At 39.7% G+C, this 17,392-nt stretch carries 19 protein-coding genes; 2 read left to right on the forward strand and 17 right to left on the reverse strand.

All coding sequences use genetic code 11. From position 1 onward, the window contains the following. Positions 1–5: 5 nt before the first annotated feature. From grpE to gpr, 7 genes are all read right to left on the reverse strand, one after another. Positions 6–578: a nucleotide exchange factor GrpE gene (grpE, locus tag ACZ42C_RS05610; protein ID WP_461181394.1), complete on the reverse strand. Its 573-nt coding sequence runs from the start codon at positions 576–578 to the stop codon at positions 6–8. 151 nt (positions 579–729) lie between these two features. Then, positions 730–1,761, reverse strand: a complete 1,032-nt coding sequence (gene hrcA / locus ACZ42C_RS05615; protein ID WP_461181393.1) for a heat-inducible transcriptional repressor HrcA — start codon at positions 1,759–1,761, stop codon at positions 730–732. A gap of 122 nt (positions 1,762–1,883) precedes the next feature. Beyond that, entirely contained in the window at positions 1,884–3,035 is a 1,152-nt protein-coding gene (hemW, locus tag ACZ42C_RS05620; RefSeq protein WP_461181392.1) for a radical SAM family heme chaperone HemW, read from the reverse strand. A gap of 163 nt (positions 3,036–3,198) precedes the next feature. Next, the gene (gene lepA / locus ACZ42C_RS05625) at positions 3,199–5,007 is read right to left on the reverse strand and encodes a translation elongation factor 4 (RefSeq protein WP_461181391.1); all 1,809 of its coding nucleotides are present in this window, start codon (positions 5,005–5,007) and stop codon (positions 3,199–3,201) included. 425 nt (positions 5,008–5,432) lie between these two features. Beyond that, entirely contained in the window at positions 5,433–5,741 is a 309-nt protein-coding gene (locus tag ACZ42C_RS05630) for a hypothetical protein (protein ID WP_461181390.1), read from the reverse strand. Between the two features lie 12 nt (positions 5,742–5,753). Beyond that, entirely contained in the window at positions 5,754–6,932 is a 1,179-nt protein-coding gene (gene spoIIP / locus ACZ42C_RS05635; protein WP_461181389.1) for a stage II sporulation protein P, read from the reverse strand. A gap of 91 nt (positions 6,933–7,023) precedes the next feature. Further along, positions 7,024–8,127, reverse strand: coding sequence for a GPR endopeptidase (gpr, locus tag ACZ42C_RS05640; protein ID WP_461181388.1), 1,104 nt, complete (start codon positions 8,125–8,127; stop codon positions 7,024–7,026). Positions 8,128–8,335: 208 nt separating this feature from the next. Here gpr and rpsT point away from each other — a divergent pair, with 208 nt between their 5' ends. Continuing rightward, positions 8,336–8,602 carry a 30S ribosomal protein S20 gene (gene rpsT / locus ACZ42C_RS05645; RefSeq protein ID WP_461181387.1) on the forward strand — a complete coding sequence of 89 codons (267 nt, stop codon included), beginning with the start codon at positions 8,336–8,338 and terminating at the stop codon, positions 8,600–8,602. 60 nt (positions 8,603–8,662) lie between these two features. Here the strand turns inward: rpsT and holA are convergent, their stop codons facing one another. Beyond that, positions 8,663–9,688, reverse strand: coding sequence for a DNA polymerase III subunit delta (gene holA / locus ACZ42C_RS05650; RefSeq protein WP_461181386.1), 1,026 nt, complete (start codon positions 9,686–9,688; stop codon positions 8,663–8,665). A 305-nt stretch (positions 9,689–9,993) separates the two neighbouring features. On the opposite strand from holA, the gene ACZ42C_RS05655 reads away from it, so the two are divergent. Then, positions 9,994–10,128 (forward strand): YqzM family protein, encoded by a 135-nt coding sequence (locus tag ACZ42C_RS05655; RefSeq protein WP_461181385.1) that lies wholly within the window; start codon positions 9,994–9,996, stop codon positions 10,126–10,128. Between the two features lie 129 nt (positions 10,129–10,257). Here ACZ42C_RS05655 and ACZ42C_RS05660 read toward each other — a convergent pair whose 3' ends face one another. The 9 genes from ACZ42C_RS05660 to aroE all read right to left on the reverse strand — a co-directional run bounded on the left by ACZ42C_RS05660 (position 10,258) and on the right by aroE (position 17,389). Further along, positions 10,258–12,534, reverse strand: coding sequence for a DNA internalization-related competence protein ComEC/Rec2 (locus tag ACZ42C_RS05660; protein ID WP_461181384.1), 2,277 nt, complete (start codon positions 12,532–12,534; stop codon positions 10,258–10,260). Between the two features lie 16 nt (positions 12,535–12,550). Further along, positions 12,551–13,120: a ComE operon protein 2 gene (locus tag ACZ42C_RS05665; protein WP_461181383.1), complete on the reverse strand. Its 570-nt coding sequence runs from the start codon at positions 13,118–13,120 to the stop codon at positions 12,551–12,553. Between the two features lie 94 nt (positions 13,121–13,214). Then, positions 13,215–13,820 (reverse strand): helix-hairpin-helix domain-containing protein, encoded by a 606-nt coding sequence (locus tag ACZ42C_RS05670; protein ID WP_461181382.1) that lies wholly within the window; start codon positions 13,818–13,820, stop codon positions 13,215–13,217. A gap of 184 nt (positions 13,821–14,004) precedes the next feature. Beyond that, positions 14,005–14,748, reverse strand: a complete 744-nt coding sequence (locus ACZ42C_RS05675; protein ID WP_461181381.1) for a class I SAM-dependent DNA methyltransferase — start codon at positions 14,746–14,748, stop codon at positions 14,005–14,007. Between the two features lie 2 nt (positions 14,749–14,750). Further along, the gene (rsfS, locus tag ACZ42C_RS05680; RefSeq protein WP_461181380.1) at positions 14,751–15,104 is read right to left on the reverse strand and encodes a ribosome silencing factor; all 354 of its coding nucleotides are present in this window, start codon (positions 15,102–15,104) and stop codon (positions 14,751–14,753) included. A gap of 7 nt (positions 15,105–15,111) precedes the next feature. After that, complete coding sequence (gene yqeK, locus ACZ42C_RS05685; protein ID WP_461181379.1) at positions 15,112–15,681, reverse strand: bis(5'-nucleosyl)-tetraphosphatase (symmetrical) YqeK; 570 nt, start codon at positions 15,679–15,681, stop codon at positions 15,112–15,114. Beyond that, positions 15,659–16,237, reverse strand: coding sequence for a nicotinate-nucleotide adenylyltransferase (locus tag ACZ42C_RS05690; protein ID WP_461181378.1), 579 nt, complete (start codon positions 16,235–16,237; stop codon positions 15,659–15,661). The genes yqeK and ACZ42C_RS05690 overlap by 23 nt, the downstream gene beginning before the upstream one ends. A gap of 14 nt (positions 16,238–16,251) precedes the next feature. After that, positions 16,252–16,542, reverse strand: coding sequence for a ribosome assembly RNA-binding protein YhbY (gene yhbY, locus ACZ42C_RS05695; RefSeq protein ID WP_461181377.1), 291 nt, complete (start codon positions 16,540–16,542; stop codon positions 16,252–16,254). A 1-nt stretch (position 16,543) separates the two neighbouring features. Then, entirely contained in the window at positions 16,544–17,389 is an 846-nt protein-coding gene (gene aroE / locus ACZ42C_RS05700) for a shikimate dehydrogenase (protein WP_461181376.1), read from the reverse strand. Positions 17,390–17,392 lie beyond the last annotated feature (3 nt).

The following is a 17,392-nucleotide window of genomic DNA, read 5'->3' on the forward strand; positions in this document are numbered from 1 at the left end:
GACAATTATTTATTTACTTTTACCATTGCCGGACGAATGACCCGGTCTTTAAGCATATATCCTTTTTGCAGTTCCTCCACAATAATATTGGAACCCTTATCTTCATCTTCTGTTTGCATTACAGCATGGTGCAGGTTGGGGTCAAATTCCTTATCAACCGTCTCAATTTCTTCCACGCCTGCAGTGGAAAGTGCTGTTTTAAACTGATTATAGACCATGGTTATTCCATCAATAATCCCCTTGGTCTGGTCATTCTTTTCCACCTGCAATGCTCTTTCAAAATTATCAACTACAGGCAGCAGTTCGGTTACGAGGTCCTCGGATTTATATTTGAGACTTGCTTCCTTCTCTTTTTGTGATCGTTTTTTATAATTATCATATTCAGCCTGCAGCCGGAGCAATCGCTGATAGACCTCTTCTTTTTCTTTTTCCAGATCTTCCAGCTTTGTTTGTGATTCATCCTGATTATTTTCATTTTTCCCGTCATCTTCATTTTCTGCTTCGTCAATAACTTCAATTTCTTCCTGCTCTGCCTTGTCCTGTTCGTCCTCAGCAGTTACTTTTTCTTCCTTTTCCATCGCTGGTACACCTCCTATAAATACAGAAAACATTACTTGAAAAACCGACTCTCAAAACAAATACCCTTCACTTCTCATCGGGCTTTTCGCCTTTTCATACTCGCCAAAGCAGTGGCAGGCGTTACTCCTGCCACCTGTAAACAGAGATTTTTTAACCATTGTTTTTATACCACATATACAACGCGTCTGTCATCTCATTTGACAGAATCTTTAAGAGCGATATGACTCTTTTATATTCCATTCTTGTCGGACCGAGTAATGCAATCGTCCCATGCTGGCCTTCATCCAGTCGATACGTGGATGTAATCAGACTGAAATCCTTGATGGCATCCACCTCATTTTCCTGGCCGATGGTGACATTAATCCCATTATCTGTCTGCTTTAATAAAGAAGCTATTTCATCTTCGTTTTCCATCATATTTAAGAAGGCACGGATTTTCTCCACATCGTTAAATTCAGGCTGCATTAAGATATTGGATACACCACCAATGTATAATTTAACGGGCTGCTCAGCCAAAATAGCTGTTTTTAAATACTGATAAGACTGATCAAAATCATCCATATACCTTTTCATCATTGAAATAATCTCCGAATTAAAGAGTTCAGGCAAACTGATAATCGGGCTGCCTGCGAGATGATGATTAATGATGTTTACCATTTTTTCCAAATCAGACGAATTAATTTGCGCCGGTATGGTAAAAGTACGGTGCTCCACGTGCCCGGTATTGGTTACAAGGATGACAACAGCTGTATGTGGAGTTAAGGTGATCATTTGTATTTGTTTTAATTTTGTTTCCAAAAGTTCCGGTCCTAAAATAATGGAAGTGTAATTGGTTAATTCCGATAGCACTTCGGCAGATAATTGGACAATCTGTTCAAATTCATAAAAGCCATCCTGGATGATATCTTTAATAACATTTCTATCGCTTTGACCAGAGAGGGATGCAATAATGTGATCCACATAATACCGGTACCCTTTTTCCGAAGGGACACGACCCGAGGATGAATGCGTTTTTTCCAGAAAGCCCTGATCTTCCAAATCCGCCATATCATTACGTATGGTAGCAGCGCTGTACGGAATGGTTCCTTTTTTGGCAATTGCTCTTGAGCCGATCGGATGCGCTGTCTCTATGAATTCGTCAATAATGACTTGTAGTATCAACATCTGCCTTTCTGTTAACATGATGTTCACCTCTGTTAGCACTCTAATAGTGCGAGTGCTAATGCTAATAATAAATTATCAAATCATTATTTCTTTGTCAATGAACTTGAATTCATACAAGAAGGTAATATCTCTTAAACATATTAAACGTGCAGCTCGTCCAATAGAAATCTTTCAAATACTTCATTTGCCAAAAGCTTCCCTTCATCCGTCAGATAAATATCCGTTTCGCTTTCTTGAAGCCATTTCCTCGCTTTTAATTCGTCAATGGCCCCCCTGTAATATTTATCCAAGGGGAATCCAAATTTATTCTGAAATTCGTTCTTATTTACTCCGCTCATTTTGCGTAAACCCAAAAATAATTCTTCTTCAATTTTTTCTTTTTGGCCGATCTCATCTTTATGCAAAACGGGTTTGCCATCCTTCATGGCCTGTTTAGTATAAGCCGGAAGGGGTCGAAGATTTCCTATACGTTTACCGGGGAGATACCCATAGGCTCCTGCGCCGAATCCATAGTAATGCTCATTGCTCCAATAGGTTAAATTATGCTTGCTCTCGAATCCCGGTTTTGCAAAATTGCTTATTTCATACTGCTGGAGACCGTAACGCTTTGTTTCCTCCAGTAAAATATAGTACATTTCCACTTCTTCTTCCGGCTTGGGCCGATGCAGCTTTCCTTTCTTATGCCGTTGATAGAATATCGTTTTCGGTTCAATTTGTAAGGAATAAGTGGAGAGATGCGGAAGGTTTAATGATAAAGCATCTTCCAGGGATTTTCTAAAATGATTAACTGTCTGCTTCGGAAGGGAATAAATAAGATCCGTGCTTATGTTGGTAAGGCTGTATTGCTGTAATAAATCCACTGTTTTATACACATCACTTACTTTGTGTATTCTCCCGAGTTCCTCAAGCATATGATCATCGAAAACCTGTACACCAAGAGACACCCTGTTTACCCCATACTCCTGAAGCAATTTTACTTTATCCTCATCAAAGTCACCGGGGTTGGCTTCGATGGTATATTCTTCACATCCCGATACATCAAATTTTTGGCTTATGAAGGCAAGCAGCGTTTTCAGTTGTTCTACGTTTAATGCGGTAGGTGTGCCTCCTCCTATAAATATCGTTCTTATTTTATTTTGTGTTCCGGCTACATGTGTGTTTATTTCATTTTTTAATGCTTCTATATATTCATCTGCCAATTTTTCATTGTAAAAAAACTTGGTAAAATCACAGTAGTGACAAATTTGCTGACAAAATGGTATATGAATATACACAGATTGAATAGTATTCATTTCTCCTCTTCTCCTTCATCAGAGTCAACTTTAACAAAGCTGTATTTTACTTACTATAATAATGGCTAATATAAAGGTCTGTCTGTTATTCGGCAATACACTTAAAAAGGGGAAAACTTATAAGCCCTGATAGGCTGTAAGTTCTCCCTTTTGTCACCTTGCCTTAATCATCATTCATTTCAAGGACTGCCATGAAAGCTTCCTGTGGCACCTCTACGGAACCAACCATTTTCATGCGTTTTTTTCCTTCTTTTTGTTTTTCCAAAAGTTTTCGTTTACGGGATATGTCGCCGCCGTAGCATTTTGACAGCACATTCTTACGCATCGCTTTAATCGTGGAACGGGCAACTATTTTATTTCCAATTGCCGCCTGTACCGGAACTTCAAATTGCTGTCTTGGTATAAGGTCTTTCAGCTTATCCACAATTTGTTTTCCGCGCTCATAGGCAAAATCCCTGTGTACGATAAATGACAGGGCATCGATTGTTTCCCCGTTTAACAGAATATCCATTTTTACCAATTTCGAAGGCTGATAGCCAATCAATTCATAATCGAAGGAAGCATAGCCTTTCGTTTGGGATTTCAACTGATCAAAGAAGTCATATACAATCTCCGATAATGGAATATGATAAACAATATTAACACGGATTTCATCAAGATACTCCATATCCATAAATTGGCCACGTTTCTTTTGTGCAATCTCCATGACTGCACCTACAAAATCATTTGGAACCATAATTGTAGCCTCTACAAACGGCTCGCGGATTTCCTCGATTTGCTGCGCATCCGGCATCATGGATGGGTTGTCAATCTCAAGCAATTCTTCATTCGTCTGTTCTACCTCGTAAATTACACTTGGAGCAGTAGTAATTAAATCGATATTAAACTCCCGCTCAATCCGTTCCTGGATGATTTCCATATGCAATAAGCCCAGAAAACCGCAGCGAAACCCAAAACCAAGCGCCTGTGATGTTTCCGGCTCATATTGCAGGGAGGAATCATTTAATTCCAGCCTCTCCAGTGCTTCTCTCAAGTCATTATAATTATTGGAATCAACCGGGAATAATCCGCAAAAAACCATCGGATTTAATTTTCTGTAACCGGGCAGCGGTTCTGCTGCAGGCCGGTCGGGATGAGTAATGGTATCGCCCACCCGGGAATCTCCCACATTTTTAATGGAAGCAGTTAAATACCCGACATCCCCTACTGTCAATTCCTTTTTATTTATCGGCTTTGGTCCGAACACACCAATTTCATTTACTTCAAACTCTTTTCCCGTAGCCATCATTTTAATTTTATCGCCGACTTTAAGGTTGCCCTCTTTTATACAAACATAGGCAATTACACCCCGGTAAGAATCATATAATGAATCAAAAATAAGTGCTTTTAACGGGTCGTCAGTATTGCCTGAAGGTTCTGGAACTACTTCGGTAATTCTCTCCAAAATCTCCTCAATGCCAATGTTTGACTTTGCTGATGCCAATATGACTTCATCGCCATCAATACCGATCACATCTTCCAGTTCTTTTGTTACGCGTTCAGGGTCTGCACTCGGCAAATCAATTTTGTTAATAACCGGAATGATTTCAAGATCATTATCCATAGCAAGATACACGTTGGCCAATGTCTGGGCTTCAATACCCTGGGCAGCATCCACTACAAGAATGGCTCCCTCACAGGCAGCCAGGCTTCTTGAAACTTCATATGTAAAATCGACATGACCTGGTGTATCAATTAAATGAAAGATAAAATCTTCGCCTTTTTTATTCGTGTATTGCAGCTGTACCGCATTTAATTTTATGGTGATACCGCGTTCCCGCTCCAAATCCATGGCATCCAGCAATTGCTCCTTCATTTCCCGTTCTTCAATTGCTTTTGTATTTTCAAGGATCCGATCAGCCAATGTGGATTTCCCATGATCAATATGAGCGATAATGGAAAAATTCCTTACGTTCCGCTGTTTCTTTGTCATTAGTGATGTTCACTCCTACATGTCTTCTTCTAGGAAGACTTGGCTTTCCTTAAGCTTTGTTGTCGCAAGGGAAGTTCAAAATTCTCTTGCAACGATTCCGCCAAGTCTATTTGAATAATATCTTCCAAACCGGAAAATAAAAATTCAGTTTCAGTTCGGCAATTACTAGGTTGATTATAGCAGTAGAACAAGCTATGTTCAATCATAACGTTAGACAGTACTTCCTTTTTTAACAGTTACCTTACCAGTATATTTACCGGAATATGATCCATCAGCTTATTAATCGTTCCAGGATTTTTAAATCAGAAACGAGATTTAAGCCTGTTCACAGGATGGACGAGAAAATAAATCAACAATTCGAATACATCCTAATCTGACGTTTGTCAGAGTAACAACCTCATACTAATTCATGTGAAATTTTACTGCTAAAAAAATAATTGCGCAAACTGATAGAGTAAGTGAACAATCACATCATATACCCCTTTTACACCTGCTTCAAGAAAGGAAGCAGTCTGTTGTGTAAGGCTTTTTCCTTCTGTTGTAGCCAATATGTCCTCCGTTTCCACACTACTATCTCTTTGTTCATAAAAAGCAATTTTGTCCTGTACGCTTTCCGATGAACTTTCCTCCGTAACTGCCGGAGGGGTCTCCTGAATTCCCCGTTCCACTCCATACAGCATGCCTGATAGGAAAAAGACAGCAAACAATAACAAAACAATAAATGAGCGTATCATAGCATTCCCCTCCTAGCCGTCTGCATCAACTGCTTCGGCATCCCAATAATATTCACTGAATACTTCTGCCAGAATATCCGCCGAGCGGTACAGTTCATCCAGCGTATTTTCCACACCGCCAAATTCAAATAACAAGGCATTTTCATTTAAGTCCTGATTAAATATTCCATTTGTTCTTGCCCCTTCCAGCGGTAAATATCCACGGCTGAGACCAGGATAGTTTTCTTCCAGCAGATGATGCAGTTCCTTTGCCAAGTTAAGATTTTTTTCATAGGAATCATGTTCCGCGCCGATAACAAACAAGATACGGCCATACGACTCTCCATCTATGTCTACCGTTGTCTTCTCTCTGGAAATCGAGTCCCGGTGAATATCAAAAACATAATTATAATCATTGTTTCCAGCCATTGCCTCTTCTACTATTTCTCTTGATGCCTCATAGGATTGCCCATAACCCCATCCGCGTTCATTTAATATATTCATGAAATCATGATCATCGACCTTGGAACCAATCCCTTTTTCTTCCAGAGCCTGGGCAAACCGGTCACTTACCTTTGTAATATTTACTTCATCATGATGTGCATGATCAGGGTTTGTCACACCCGGCAAATGCGGAAGGAAAGACTCGTAATTATGGGTGTTATAAAGAAATACAACATTCCGGTCACCAGTGGAGGGTGTTATTTCATCTTCTTTTTCCTGAGGCTTTTCTTTATCCTCTTCATCCTTTTCTCCGTCTTCAAATACCGCTTCTCTTTCTCTTAAAACCTCTTCCAGCGGAGGGGAGGATTCTACCGGCATATTTGCATAATTAGTTCCTTCCCCGGCAATTAAAATACGGTCATATACGGAAAAACCGGGTATTTCATTTCCCAAAAGACTTCTTGGATCATTTGGCTTTATACTTGTAGCTACCTGCAAAAGTGCTGTTGACAAATTAGGCATGGTCTGATTGTTGGGGTATGCCTGCTGAAAAGCACGGTTTTCTATACCAAATAAGTACAAAAAAGTAGAGCTGTCTATATCGCTTGTCCATTCGGTAATTGTTTGAATAGACAACCGGTAAGCAGGTTGAACTGTCGTTAAAAATCCTATGGAGACAAATAATAGGATGATACTCATTAAATAAATACCGCTTTTTTTAAAAAAGGGATTAAAACGGTCCTGCCTGGTATTTTTGTTGATTAACATGATGGCTCCACCTTTCCCGAAGTCCTTATAGTTAAAATCTATGAAGTAACTTCAGGAAGTAGAACCATCTTTCATTCAGATAGAGCAAAACCTATCTCGAATAGGATGCGAAATTATCAATATCCACCTGTTCATGCAAGGCAGCATTGACCCCATTTGCTATGAGGCTGGCCATATCTATCATAAACCCATCCACTTCTTTTGGTGTGACCATTAAATTATGCCCAATCGGCGTTAGTACTTCATTAATCAGTTTTCTTTTTTCTTCTTCTGATAAGTTTCCTACTATTCCCAGAAATGTCTCACGCTTCTCTTCATCAGGCAAGTCTTCCTCCGTATACTTCTTGCCGCCGAATGTCATTCCTGCAGGAGCCAGCGACCTGGATGGCTTATCTTTTTCATTCCATTCCCTTCCAAAATGCTTCAGCAGAAAATCAATGGTATCACTTGCAATGGTTACAGCGTCTACCACGGTGGGAACACCTATTGCAATCACTGGTACCCCCAGCGTTTCTTCGCTTAACTCTTTCCGCTTATTTCCTACTCCTGAGCCGGGATGTATACCTGTATCCGAAAGCTGTATTGTCTCATTTACTCTTTCTATCGATCTCGATGCTAGAGCATCAATAGCAATAACAAAATCAGGCTTAAACTTTTCTACAATCCCAAAAATAATATCACTTGTTTCAATGCCTGTTACCCCCATCACGCCGGGAGTGACAGCTGCGACCGGACGATATCCTTCAGACACGGATTCGTGTTCCAGTTCAAATAAATGGCTGGTCACCAAAATCTTTTCTGCAGTCATTGGCCCCAGTGCATCGGGTGTAACATTCCAGTTGCCGAGTCCTACAATTAAACCTTTACTGCCCAGAGGTATATTATTATTTTTAATTAATTGCTCCAGTTCTTTTGCCAGTATTTCCGCAGCTTTTTCCTGTCTTGTTGTATCCTGCCTTTTTACTCCATCTGCATAAATCGTTACATAGGAACCCTGTTTTTTCCCAATTAACCTTTCCCCTGTTTCATCAATCTCCACATAGGAAATTTTTATATTATCCTGCTCCCTCTCCTTTATGGTTACTCCCTTCAACTTACTTTCCTTTTCCGTCTTTTCTTCCTGTTCCACAAACATATCTCTAGCTTCTACTGCAAGGTCTGTTCTGACCTGAAAATCTGGTTGCTTTTCTTTCATCGTTTTCATCCTTTCGCATTTCCTCAGTAATAGCGTTCACAAATTAACAAAAGTCATACATCGCTGTGAAAGCTCTTGAAAACAGGGTGAACCTTTGATAAAATGACTCTTGTCCACTTATAGATGGATGTAGATTCGGCCATTGCTTTTATGTAAAGCTACATTAGCAATTAATGATCTAACATGCTTACAATTGGGAGGTGAAACAATGGCTAACATTAAATCTGCTATCAAACGTGTTGAAGTCAACAATAAAAAGCGCTCACAAAATGGTGCACAAAAGGCAGCCATGCGTTCCGTAATGAAACGGGTTGAAAAACTTGTGGAAGAAAATGACGCAGAAAACGCAAAAATTACTCTACAAACTGCAAATAAAGAAATTGATAAAGCGGTACAAAAAGGACTTATACACAGAAATAACGGGAATCGTCAGAAATCCCGTCTTGCTCAAAAAGTAAACAATCTTGGCGCATAAAAAAAAGATCCCATTTCATGGATGGGATCTTTTTTTTTACGGGTAAGGTGTATAGTTATTCTAATATACCTTAGGCCGGATAAGGTCATAGAGCAGTAGTTCAAACGAGAGTCCTTTCTCCATCGTTCCCTGTTTCATTTGAGCATCTGTGTCAGCCAATTTATCCATAATTTCCTTTAAGCTTTCCACTGAAAACTGCCTTTCCCTGCTTAATGCAATTTTAATGACATAGGGGTGTGCCTGCAGCCTCCTTTGCATGTCATATTGGCTAATTCCTTTTTGCTTTAACAGTTTCACCTGAAAAATCATCCGAAATTGAAAAGCCAGCAATGCAATCAGTGCTATTGGTTCTTCTTTCATTTTTTCCAAATCTTTATAAATTGCTATGGCTTTATGTAAATCCCTGTCTATCACTGCATCTACCAGCTTTAGCGAAGAATTTTCCGGCGTATGTGACAGGAGGCTTTCTGCAGCTTCTTTCGTAATCGTACCACCTTCACCTGCAAAAGCAGCCAGCTTCTCCATTTCATTTTCCAATAAATGCAGGTTTGTTGTAAACTCTGTATCCAAAAGGTCCCGGGCTCCTCTATCCATTTGTACTTGATAACGGGAAGCCATTTCATTCAGCCACTTTCCTGTTTCATTTTCTTTTATCGGATGACATGGAACGACGGAGCTGGTCTTTTTCAACAGCTTAGTTATTTTCTTTCGTTCATCAATCTTCTCGTATGATGCGATAAAAACAAGAATTGAATAATCAGCAGGATGATCAAGATATGCTTCCAATACGGCAAGATCATGTTCAAAATCAAGAGTGACAGGCTTAGCTTTTAAAAAGGTCGGGTTCATGGCGATAATCAGTTTTCTTTCTTCAAAAAATGGAAAGGTTTCTGCATCTCTGATTACTTCCTGTACAGGTGTTTCTTCCAGGTCATAAACCGCCAATTCATCTTTATTTTCTCCTAAAACAGTGTCAGTGATTACTGTTTTAAATTGCTGTATAAAATAGCTTTCCGACCCGTAAACTAAATACACCGGAGAAATTTGTTTATTTTTTAATTGCTTTATCACTGTTTCATATGACAACTCGTCCACCCCAGCAATTTCTTTTATCTTTATGGTAAATTGTTCATTATCGAATAGCAAGGGAAATCAGGGGAATTGCAGCTGTAAATTCCCCTGGAATCTATATCAACGTTTAGAATACAGCCCTAGGACCTGCACGCTAAACGATATTTGCTGCTTACTTATAGATTTTCCCACCTCAGCAAAACTATAGATGTAAAGTCTTTCTAAAAATGGTTAAGAAATAATTATATGACATTTTAGAGGCTTAAGTAGATTTTTTAATGAATTTATTTTATACTAATGATGACATAGGAGGGGTTAGTGTGAACGAGTTTGAAAAAGATGCACAATCAAAGAATAACGATGTCGTCGATTCAATCAAAGGCTTTGGTTTCTCATTCCTTTTCTGGATCGTGCTATTTGCGATCGGTGTCGTAATCAGTGTAGTTATGATGTAATGCAAAATTATACTTACCGGCACATACAATAAAGAGACTGAAATTGGACAGTCTCTTTTTTATTTGTGCAGGGAAAATGAAAAGTGAATAACTATGCGGACTTCATGTCGTACCAGGTTACATCATATTCTATGGGAGAAATTGATAAAACGTTCCTTCCTTTTCTTTATAACGGAACTGGATGGCCCCATGTTGGTCCGTTCTTAATATTGTTGTTTCATGTAAACGGTCAATTACTTTCCCGGAAGGATGTCCATAGGAATTATGCACTCCAACAGGGATTAAAGAATAACTTGGGTCTAATGCTTTAATGAATGCCGGATCCGAGGAAGTATTACTGCCATGATGCGCCACTTTTAAAACGTCAGCACGTAAGTTTGGATAGCTTTTCACTATTTCTTTTTCTTCCTCTTTTCCAATATCACCAGTAAAAATCCAACTTTTTCCGCCTACTTCTGTATACAATACGAGGGAATTTTCGTTTGCCCCGCCCTGGTCTCCACTTGGTGCAAGTACGAGGAAAAGCTGATCGGCAATTTTCCATTTTTCATTATGGGAGACCCTTTCTATTTGCGCATTATTCTCCATCCAGTGCCGAGCTGTTTGGTCATCGAGCTCATAGTAATCACTAATCAGAATTTGATCTATCTCCAATTCCTTCACCATATACGTTACACTGCCCATGTGATCGATATCCTCGTGACTTAAAAATACAGCATCGATTTTTCTGATCCCCCTTGAGTACAAATAAGGTTTTATGATCTGTTTATATACAGTATTGCTCGCTTCCATATCCTCAAATGAAAATCGCGACCCTGCATCGATCATGATGACGCCACGCCGATAAGGAAGTTCGATAACAATAGCATCCCCCTGCCCGATATCAAGCATCGTAATTCTGCCTTCCGGGGATAGGTAGGGACGGACCAGCAGGCATAACATTAACAGGCTAATACACACCCCAAACATAAAAGCTTTTTTGCGATTGTTTCTCTCGAGATGTAACATCATAAGAAAAAAGAAAGCATAGTAGGCAACAATAAAATAAAATGGCATGGAGCCGGTGATCCAGGGGAAATTCAAATAGGCATCAATCCATTCGATGAAGTCAAGAAAATACTGATGGACAAACATAAAAAATTGATCAAATACATTGGTCAGTATGGAAAAAGGCGAGGTGAGTAAAAAAATAAACATAAAAGGGATGACAAAAAAAGTAAAATAAGGTACTACAACAACATTCAGGAGAATAGACAGTGGCTGAAAATAGGAAAAATAGGCAATAAGCAGCGGCAGAATCATCATTTGTGCTACAAAGCTTATCTGCATACTCTTAAACAGCATATAGTTCGAGGAAGAAATCCATTTTCCTGACAGGAGCAAAGCAAATGTAACCGCAAAGGATAATTGAAATCCGACATGATAGATGATGTAAGGATTAAATACAATAAACAACAGAAATACAATGCTCAGTACATCGGTCAGACTTAAGCGAAGCCTGAATTTATTTAACATAATAAAAAGGAGGACCATGCCACTTGCCCGCCATACCGACGGTGCTCCACCTGCCAAAAGAGCATAAACCGGAAGAATTAATAACATAATCGAGGCGGCTTTCTCCTTCGTTGTTATGTTTAATTTAATGAGCAAGAAGTAAACCAGGGATACGATAATGCCAATATGCAATCCCGAAATAGCAAGAATATGGGATAAGCTCCAGCGCTGAAACAAATCTATAGTCTCCTCCCCAATTCCAGTATCATTACCGAGAACGAGTGCATTTAACCAGGCAGCAGTAAAAGCGCTCACATTTTCTCCAACATATTGATATAATGTTAATCGAAGGGAGTAAAAATGATGTAAAAAAGCGGAGCCTTCACAGGATAAGTCATCCAAAGAAGAAATAATAACCTGCTTTGTAATACCACGGGTCAATAAATATTCCCGGTAGTTGAATTCCCCCGGATTCCTGCTTTCATCCGGTATCTCTTCCTTTCCATGAACAATACATGAAGCTCCATATTTCAGCTCGGTATAATGAGAAAAATCCGGTGTATCTTTTTGAGGAGGAAAATATAAGATTAGAATTTTGTAACCGTTTTCTTTTTGGAGGGTGAATTCCACTTTCTTTTTTGTAATATCAGCCTCACTACTGATAATGCCGTTTATGGTTTCCTGCGCAGGTTCATTCATTTCCGCAGTATGTAAGTCAATGGAGGGTATATGAATGTAAAAGAAGATGTAACAGGTCAGGGATAAAATAATGGGGATTTTTCCTAACCTGTTTGAAACATGTAACCAGATCAGCCATATGAAAAAACAGATAAAAAGTATGCCATAACCAAGGTGAACAGAAAGAATACAAACAACGGCAGCTGCTGCGGGAAGATGCCAATAGCCCTTCATTTTTTCAAAACATATCCTATTGGCCCGCAGGAAACAGTTTTTCCGCCTGCTGCTTTAATTTTTCAATTTCATCTTTATCATCAATCACAGGTTCAAGCTTTTGCAACAGCTCATCTACATAATTCTTTTTCTGCTGATAATTTGTATCCACTGCCAAATAATCCAGCTCTACTTTTTTCGTTTCCACTCCGGCTTCTTTAAATAGCTGTATAGCAAATTCATTGTTCCGGTAATCTTCCTGATAGTAGACAGTCTTAATACCTGCCTGAATCAGCTGTTTGCTGCATTGCAGACAGGGAAAATGAGTGATATAAATATCTGCATTCTCTGTAGGGACACCAAATTTCGCACATTGCAACAACGCGTTGGCTTCCGCATGAACTGTCCGCACACAGTGACCATCCACAACATAACAGCCTTCATCAATACAATGAACACTCCCTGATACACTTCCGTTATATCCGCCAGCAATAATCCGTTTTTCCCTGACGATCGTAGCTCCTACCATTAATCTCGTACATGTGCTGCGCAGTGCCAGTAAATGGCTTTGCGCCATAAAATATTGATCCCATGATATTCTTTCCATCTGTTAATTCTCCCCTTGTATTTTTTAAGCTCAATTATTTCCAAAAGCAAGCTATTCATTAAGTTTACGATTCCGGGTACTATACGTCAAACTGCTAAGGTATGATTATATTGTCAATCATATTTTCAAGTGTTTTCTTCCCGATTCCTGATATGTTCAGCAAATCCTCAGCTGTTTGAAACGGCCCATTATCTTCCCTGTATTGGATGATCGCTTCAGCTTTGGCAGGTCCTATTCCGCTGAGGGTTTCAATTTCAGCCGGGTCGGCGAAATTAATACGTACCTTTCCTTTATGAACCGCTCCATTTAAGACTTTGGCTGTTTCTTCATTTTCTCCTGTGCTCGGTATCATAATGATCATTTCATCCTGCACCTTCTGAGCTAAATTCACCTGTGTCTCATCAGCATCCTCCGTAAATCCGCCTGCTTTTAAAATCACATCGTTTACTCTTGAATCCGCAGGCACCTCATATACGTCAGGATTTTTTACCTGCCCCTTTACGTCCACCATTACTTGCATTTCCGATAAGGAATCATCTACCTTCATTTCTGCGTCTGCCTCAGATAAAACCTCATCATTCTGTAAATGTTCGACCTTATAAAGCTCTGCTCCATCATCACCTCTTGTAAATAATAAAAATAATCCTATGGCAATAATGGCAGCCACAACAAATAAGCTTTTCTTCAGCAACTCATTCAATTTGGACAGCCCCTTTTATAAAACCGAAATAATGGAATAACCTGGAGGTGAATTGTTGTTCATAAAATGAAGTTAATTGCGGTGAAGAGAAAGATAAAAAAAATAGCTATGTAATAATATATTCGACATGGTTCCTGAAAATCCTCCAAAAAAATAACCCGGGAAGAATTATTTATCCCCGGAGTTATTTTTCCGCTGTAAAGAAGAGTCTTTCCGTATCTTCATTAACCGTTGCATCATGAAAGGAAAAATCACCATATACTTTTATATTCTTAAAGCCGGCATGAACCAATAAATCTTTATACACATCCACAGAAAAAGTTCGTTGATGATGCAGTTCATCAAACCGTATATATTTATCATTTTCTAAAGAAAAAAATGTCAGCTCATGATATGCTTCCCCAGGGTGTTCCCCTGCCGAGCAAAACCAAATATAGGACGCATCTTCTGTTACATCTGCAAAAGTCCGGTTTTTTAACTGGTACTCCATATGATGCAGAGAATGCACGTCAAATATAAACAGCCCGTCCCGTTTTAAGGAAGAAGCCACCCGCTCAAAGACGGATCTTACATCTTCCACCGTTGTCATATAGTTCATTGAGTCACAATAACTGATCACCAGATCCATATCCCTGAAACCGTCGAGCTCACGCATATCCTGATGAATCCAATGTACAGGGAGATTTTTCTCATTTGCCTTATGTGCAGCCAGCGTAAGCATTTCCGAAGAAACATCCACTCCAATAACCCGGTAGTTTTCCTCCGCCAGCCGCAGCGCAATTTCCCCGGTTCCGCAGCCCAGATCAACAATCGTGTGAACAGACTTTCCGTTTTTATGAATCATTTGCTTTGTAAACTCCAGCCATTTATTATAGGGTGCATTTGTCATCAAGGCATCATACACTCCAGCCATTTGCCTGTATGCCATTCCTATTCCCCACTCAGCGTTAAAGCCACCTGGTCCGCATCTCCCCATAAACGTTCCAGATTATAATAACGGCGTTCATCTTTATGGAAAATATGACAGACAATGTCACCTATATCGACAAGAACCCATCTGGCCTGTTCAAAGCCTTCCATCCGATTTACTTGAATATCATTTTCTTCCATTGTTTCTTTTACACCTCGCGCAATAGCCTGTACCTGGCGCTCGGTATTTCCATGGCAAATCAGGAAATAATCCGCAACAAGAGACACTTCATTCATATTTAATGCCATCACGTCTTCCGCTTTTTTTCCATCACAAGCGTCTGCGGCAAGCTGTAATATTTTTTCTTTCTCCATCTATATATTACCTCCATACACTTTTCGTTAAGTCATTATATGCATAAAAAGTATCCGGATAAACAGTGGCTTTCTTCTTCACCAGAAACATGCACGTATTTCGAAGTGCCAGCCAGCAGGCATGAACCAAATCTGACTGAGCCTGCTCCCTTACTTCTTCTACACCCGGAAAACTTCTTTTTGGCTCAATATAATCAGCTAAGAATATGATCATTTCTAGTTTGCTCATCCCGGCTCTTCCAGTTGTGTGATAATGGATGCCTGCCAGAACTTCTTTATCTGTTATTCCACATTCCCGCTCGACTAAAACCGCACCGACCGGTCCGTGCCAGAGTTCATGATGATAATTCAATAAATCCTTTGGCAATGTCTTCGTAGTTTTAATCCACCTTGCCATTTCTTCCGCCGGCCGGTATTTTGCATAATCATGAAAAATAGCTGCAAGTTCTGTTTTTTTTGTCGAAACACCATATAATTCCGCAAGATGGACTCCTGTTTCTGCAACTCTTAACGTATGTTCAAACCGTTCCTTTGTCAATTGCTCCCTTACTTTTTCAATGGCCTTTTCCTTTTGCATATAATCGCTTCTCCTCAATATAGCTGTAAACCTTATCAGGTGTTAGATAAGCTATGGATTCCCTTCTTTGCAAACGTTGTCTCAATAAAGTGGAAGATATTTCAACCATGGGGATGTCGATGTCAATGATGGGATAAATAGAATCCAGCTTATATCCCGGCCTTTTAACACCGACGAAATCAATCAGCTTGATGAGCGCTTCTATTTTATGCCACTTTGGCAGATATTCCACCATATCCGCTCCTATTATAAAGTAAAAATCCTGTGACGGGTAATTTTCTTTTAATAATTTCATCGTATCATAGGTATAGGAATGACCCGTCCGTTCAAATTCAATGGTATTCACCTTAAAGTATGGATTGGAGTCAGTGGCTAATTCCACCATCTTTATCCGGTCTTTCGGACTGGCTTTTGCCCCGTCTTTATGGGGAGGCGTATAAGATGGCATAAACCACACGTCATCCAGCTCCATTTTCTGACGGACTTCCTCGGCTATAATTAAGTGACCGAGGTGGGGCGGGTCAAAAGTACCACCTAGAATTCCAGTACGCTTCATAACACCCACCCTTTTTATGGTAACTGTATTTGTTTATGTTCTTCTGATTCTTTATAAAGGACAAAATTATTGCCTATTACCTGCACCAATTCCGCCTCCGTGCCATTTGCAACTTCATTGGCAACTTCATCTTTATCATCCAAATTGTTTTGTAGTATGCTTACTTTTATCAATTCCCTGCGTTCCAGTGCTTCATTGATTTGTTTCAGCATTTGATCATTCACCCCATCTTTACCGACCTGAAAGATCGGTTTTAATTGATGGGCCTGTTTTCTTAAAAACCTTTTCTGTTTACCGGTTAACATATTATCTTCCTTTCAGTTCTTCCATTAATTCCTTATCCAATCCATTCATCGGTACTTTCTCGCCGGTCCACAGTTCAAAAGCATACTGGGCCTGGTATAAAAGCATTGTATGCCCATAGTGTACGGAAGCACCCGCTTGTTTTGCCTGTTGCAGAAACCGTGTGTTTATCGGCTGGTAAATAATGTCACTTGCAATGGCAGTTTCTGTTACATGGTGCAAGGAAATAATGGATGTATTTTCGGCCGGTTTCATACCAACTGATGTTGTTTGTATAATAAGATCATAATCACCTGCAAGCTGTTCTGCTTCTGCAAGCGATAAGATATTTGTTTCTGTTTGTTCCTTTCTTTTTTCCGAAATCAGCCGGGCACTTTCTTCAGTCCGGTTAGCAATATCAATGTGACAAAAACCTTCCTTGCTTAAGGATACATAAATGCCCCTTGCCGCTCCCCCTCCGCCGATAATAAGTATTCTTCCTGCTTTTTTACTGAACAATTCGGGAAATTTGCTTTCCAGGGAACGCACGTAACCTACCCCATCCGTATTGTAGCCTGTCCAGATTCCGTTATCATTTACTACCGTGTTTACAGCCCCCATGTTTTGCGCGAGTGAATCCACGTGATCAAGCAGTGGTAAAATTTTTTGCTTGTAAGGCACGGTCACATTAAAACCGTGCAGCTCCTTTGTTTTCAATTTTTCTATTTCATCCTCGAAGGATGTGTCTGGTTCAATTTCATGAATTTTATATTCTCCCCGAAGTCCGGCTCTATTTAAAAAATTATTGTGGATCCATGGTGATAATGAATGTTTAATTGGATAACCAATTAACGCAAATTGGTAGTACATCCT

It is taken from the genome of Virgibacillus kimchii (genome assembly GCF_055379185.1).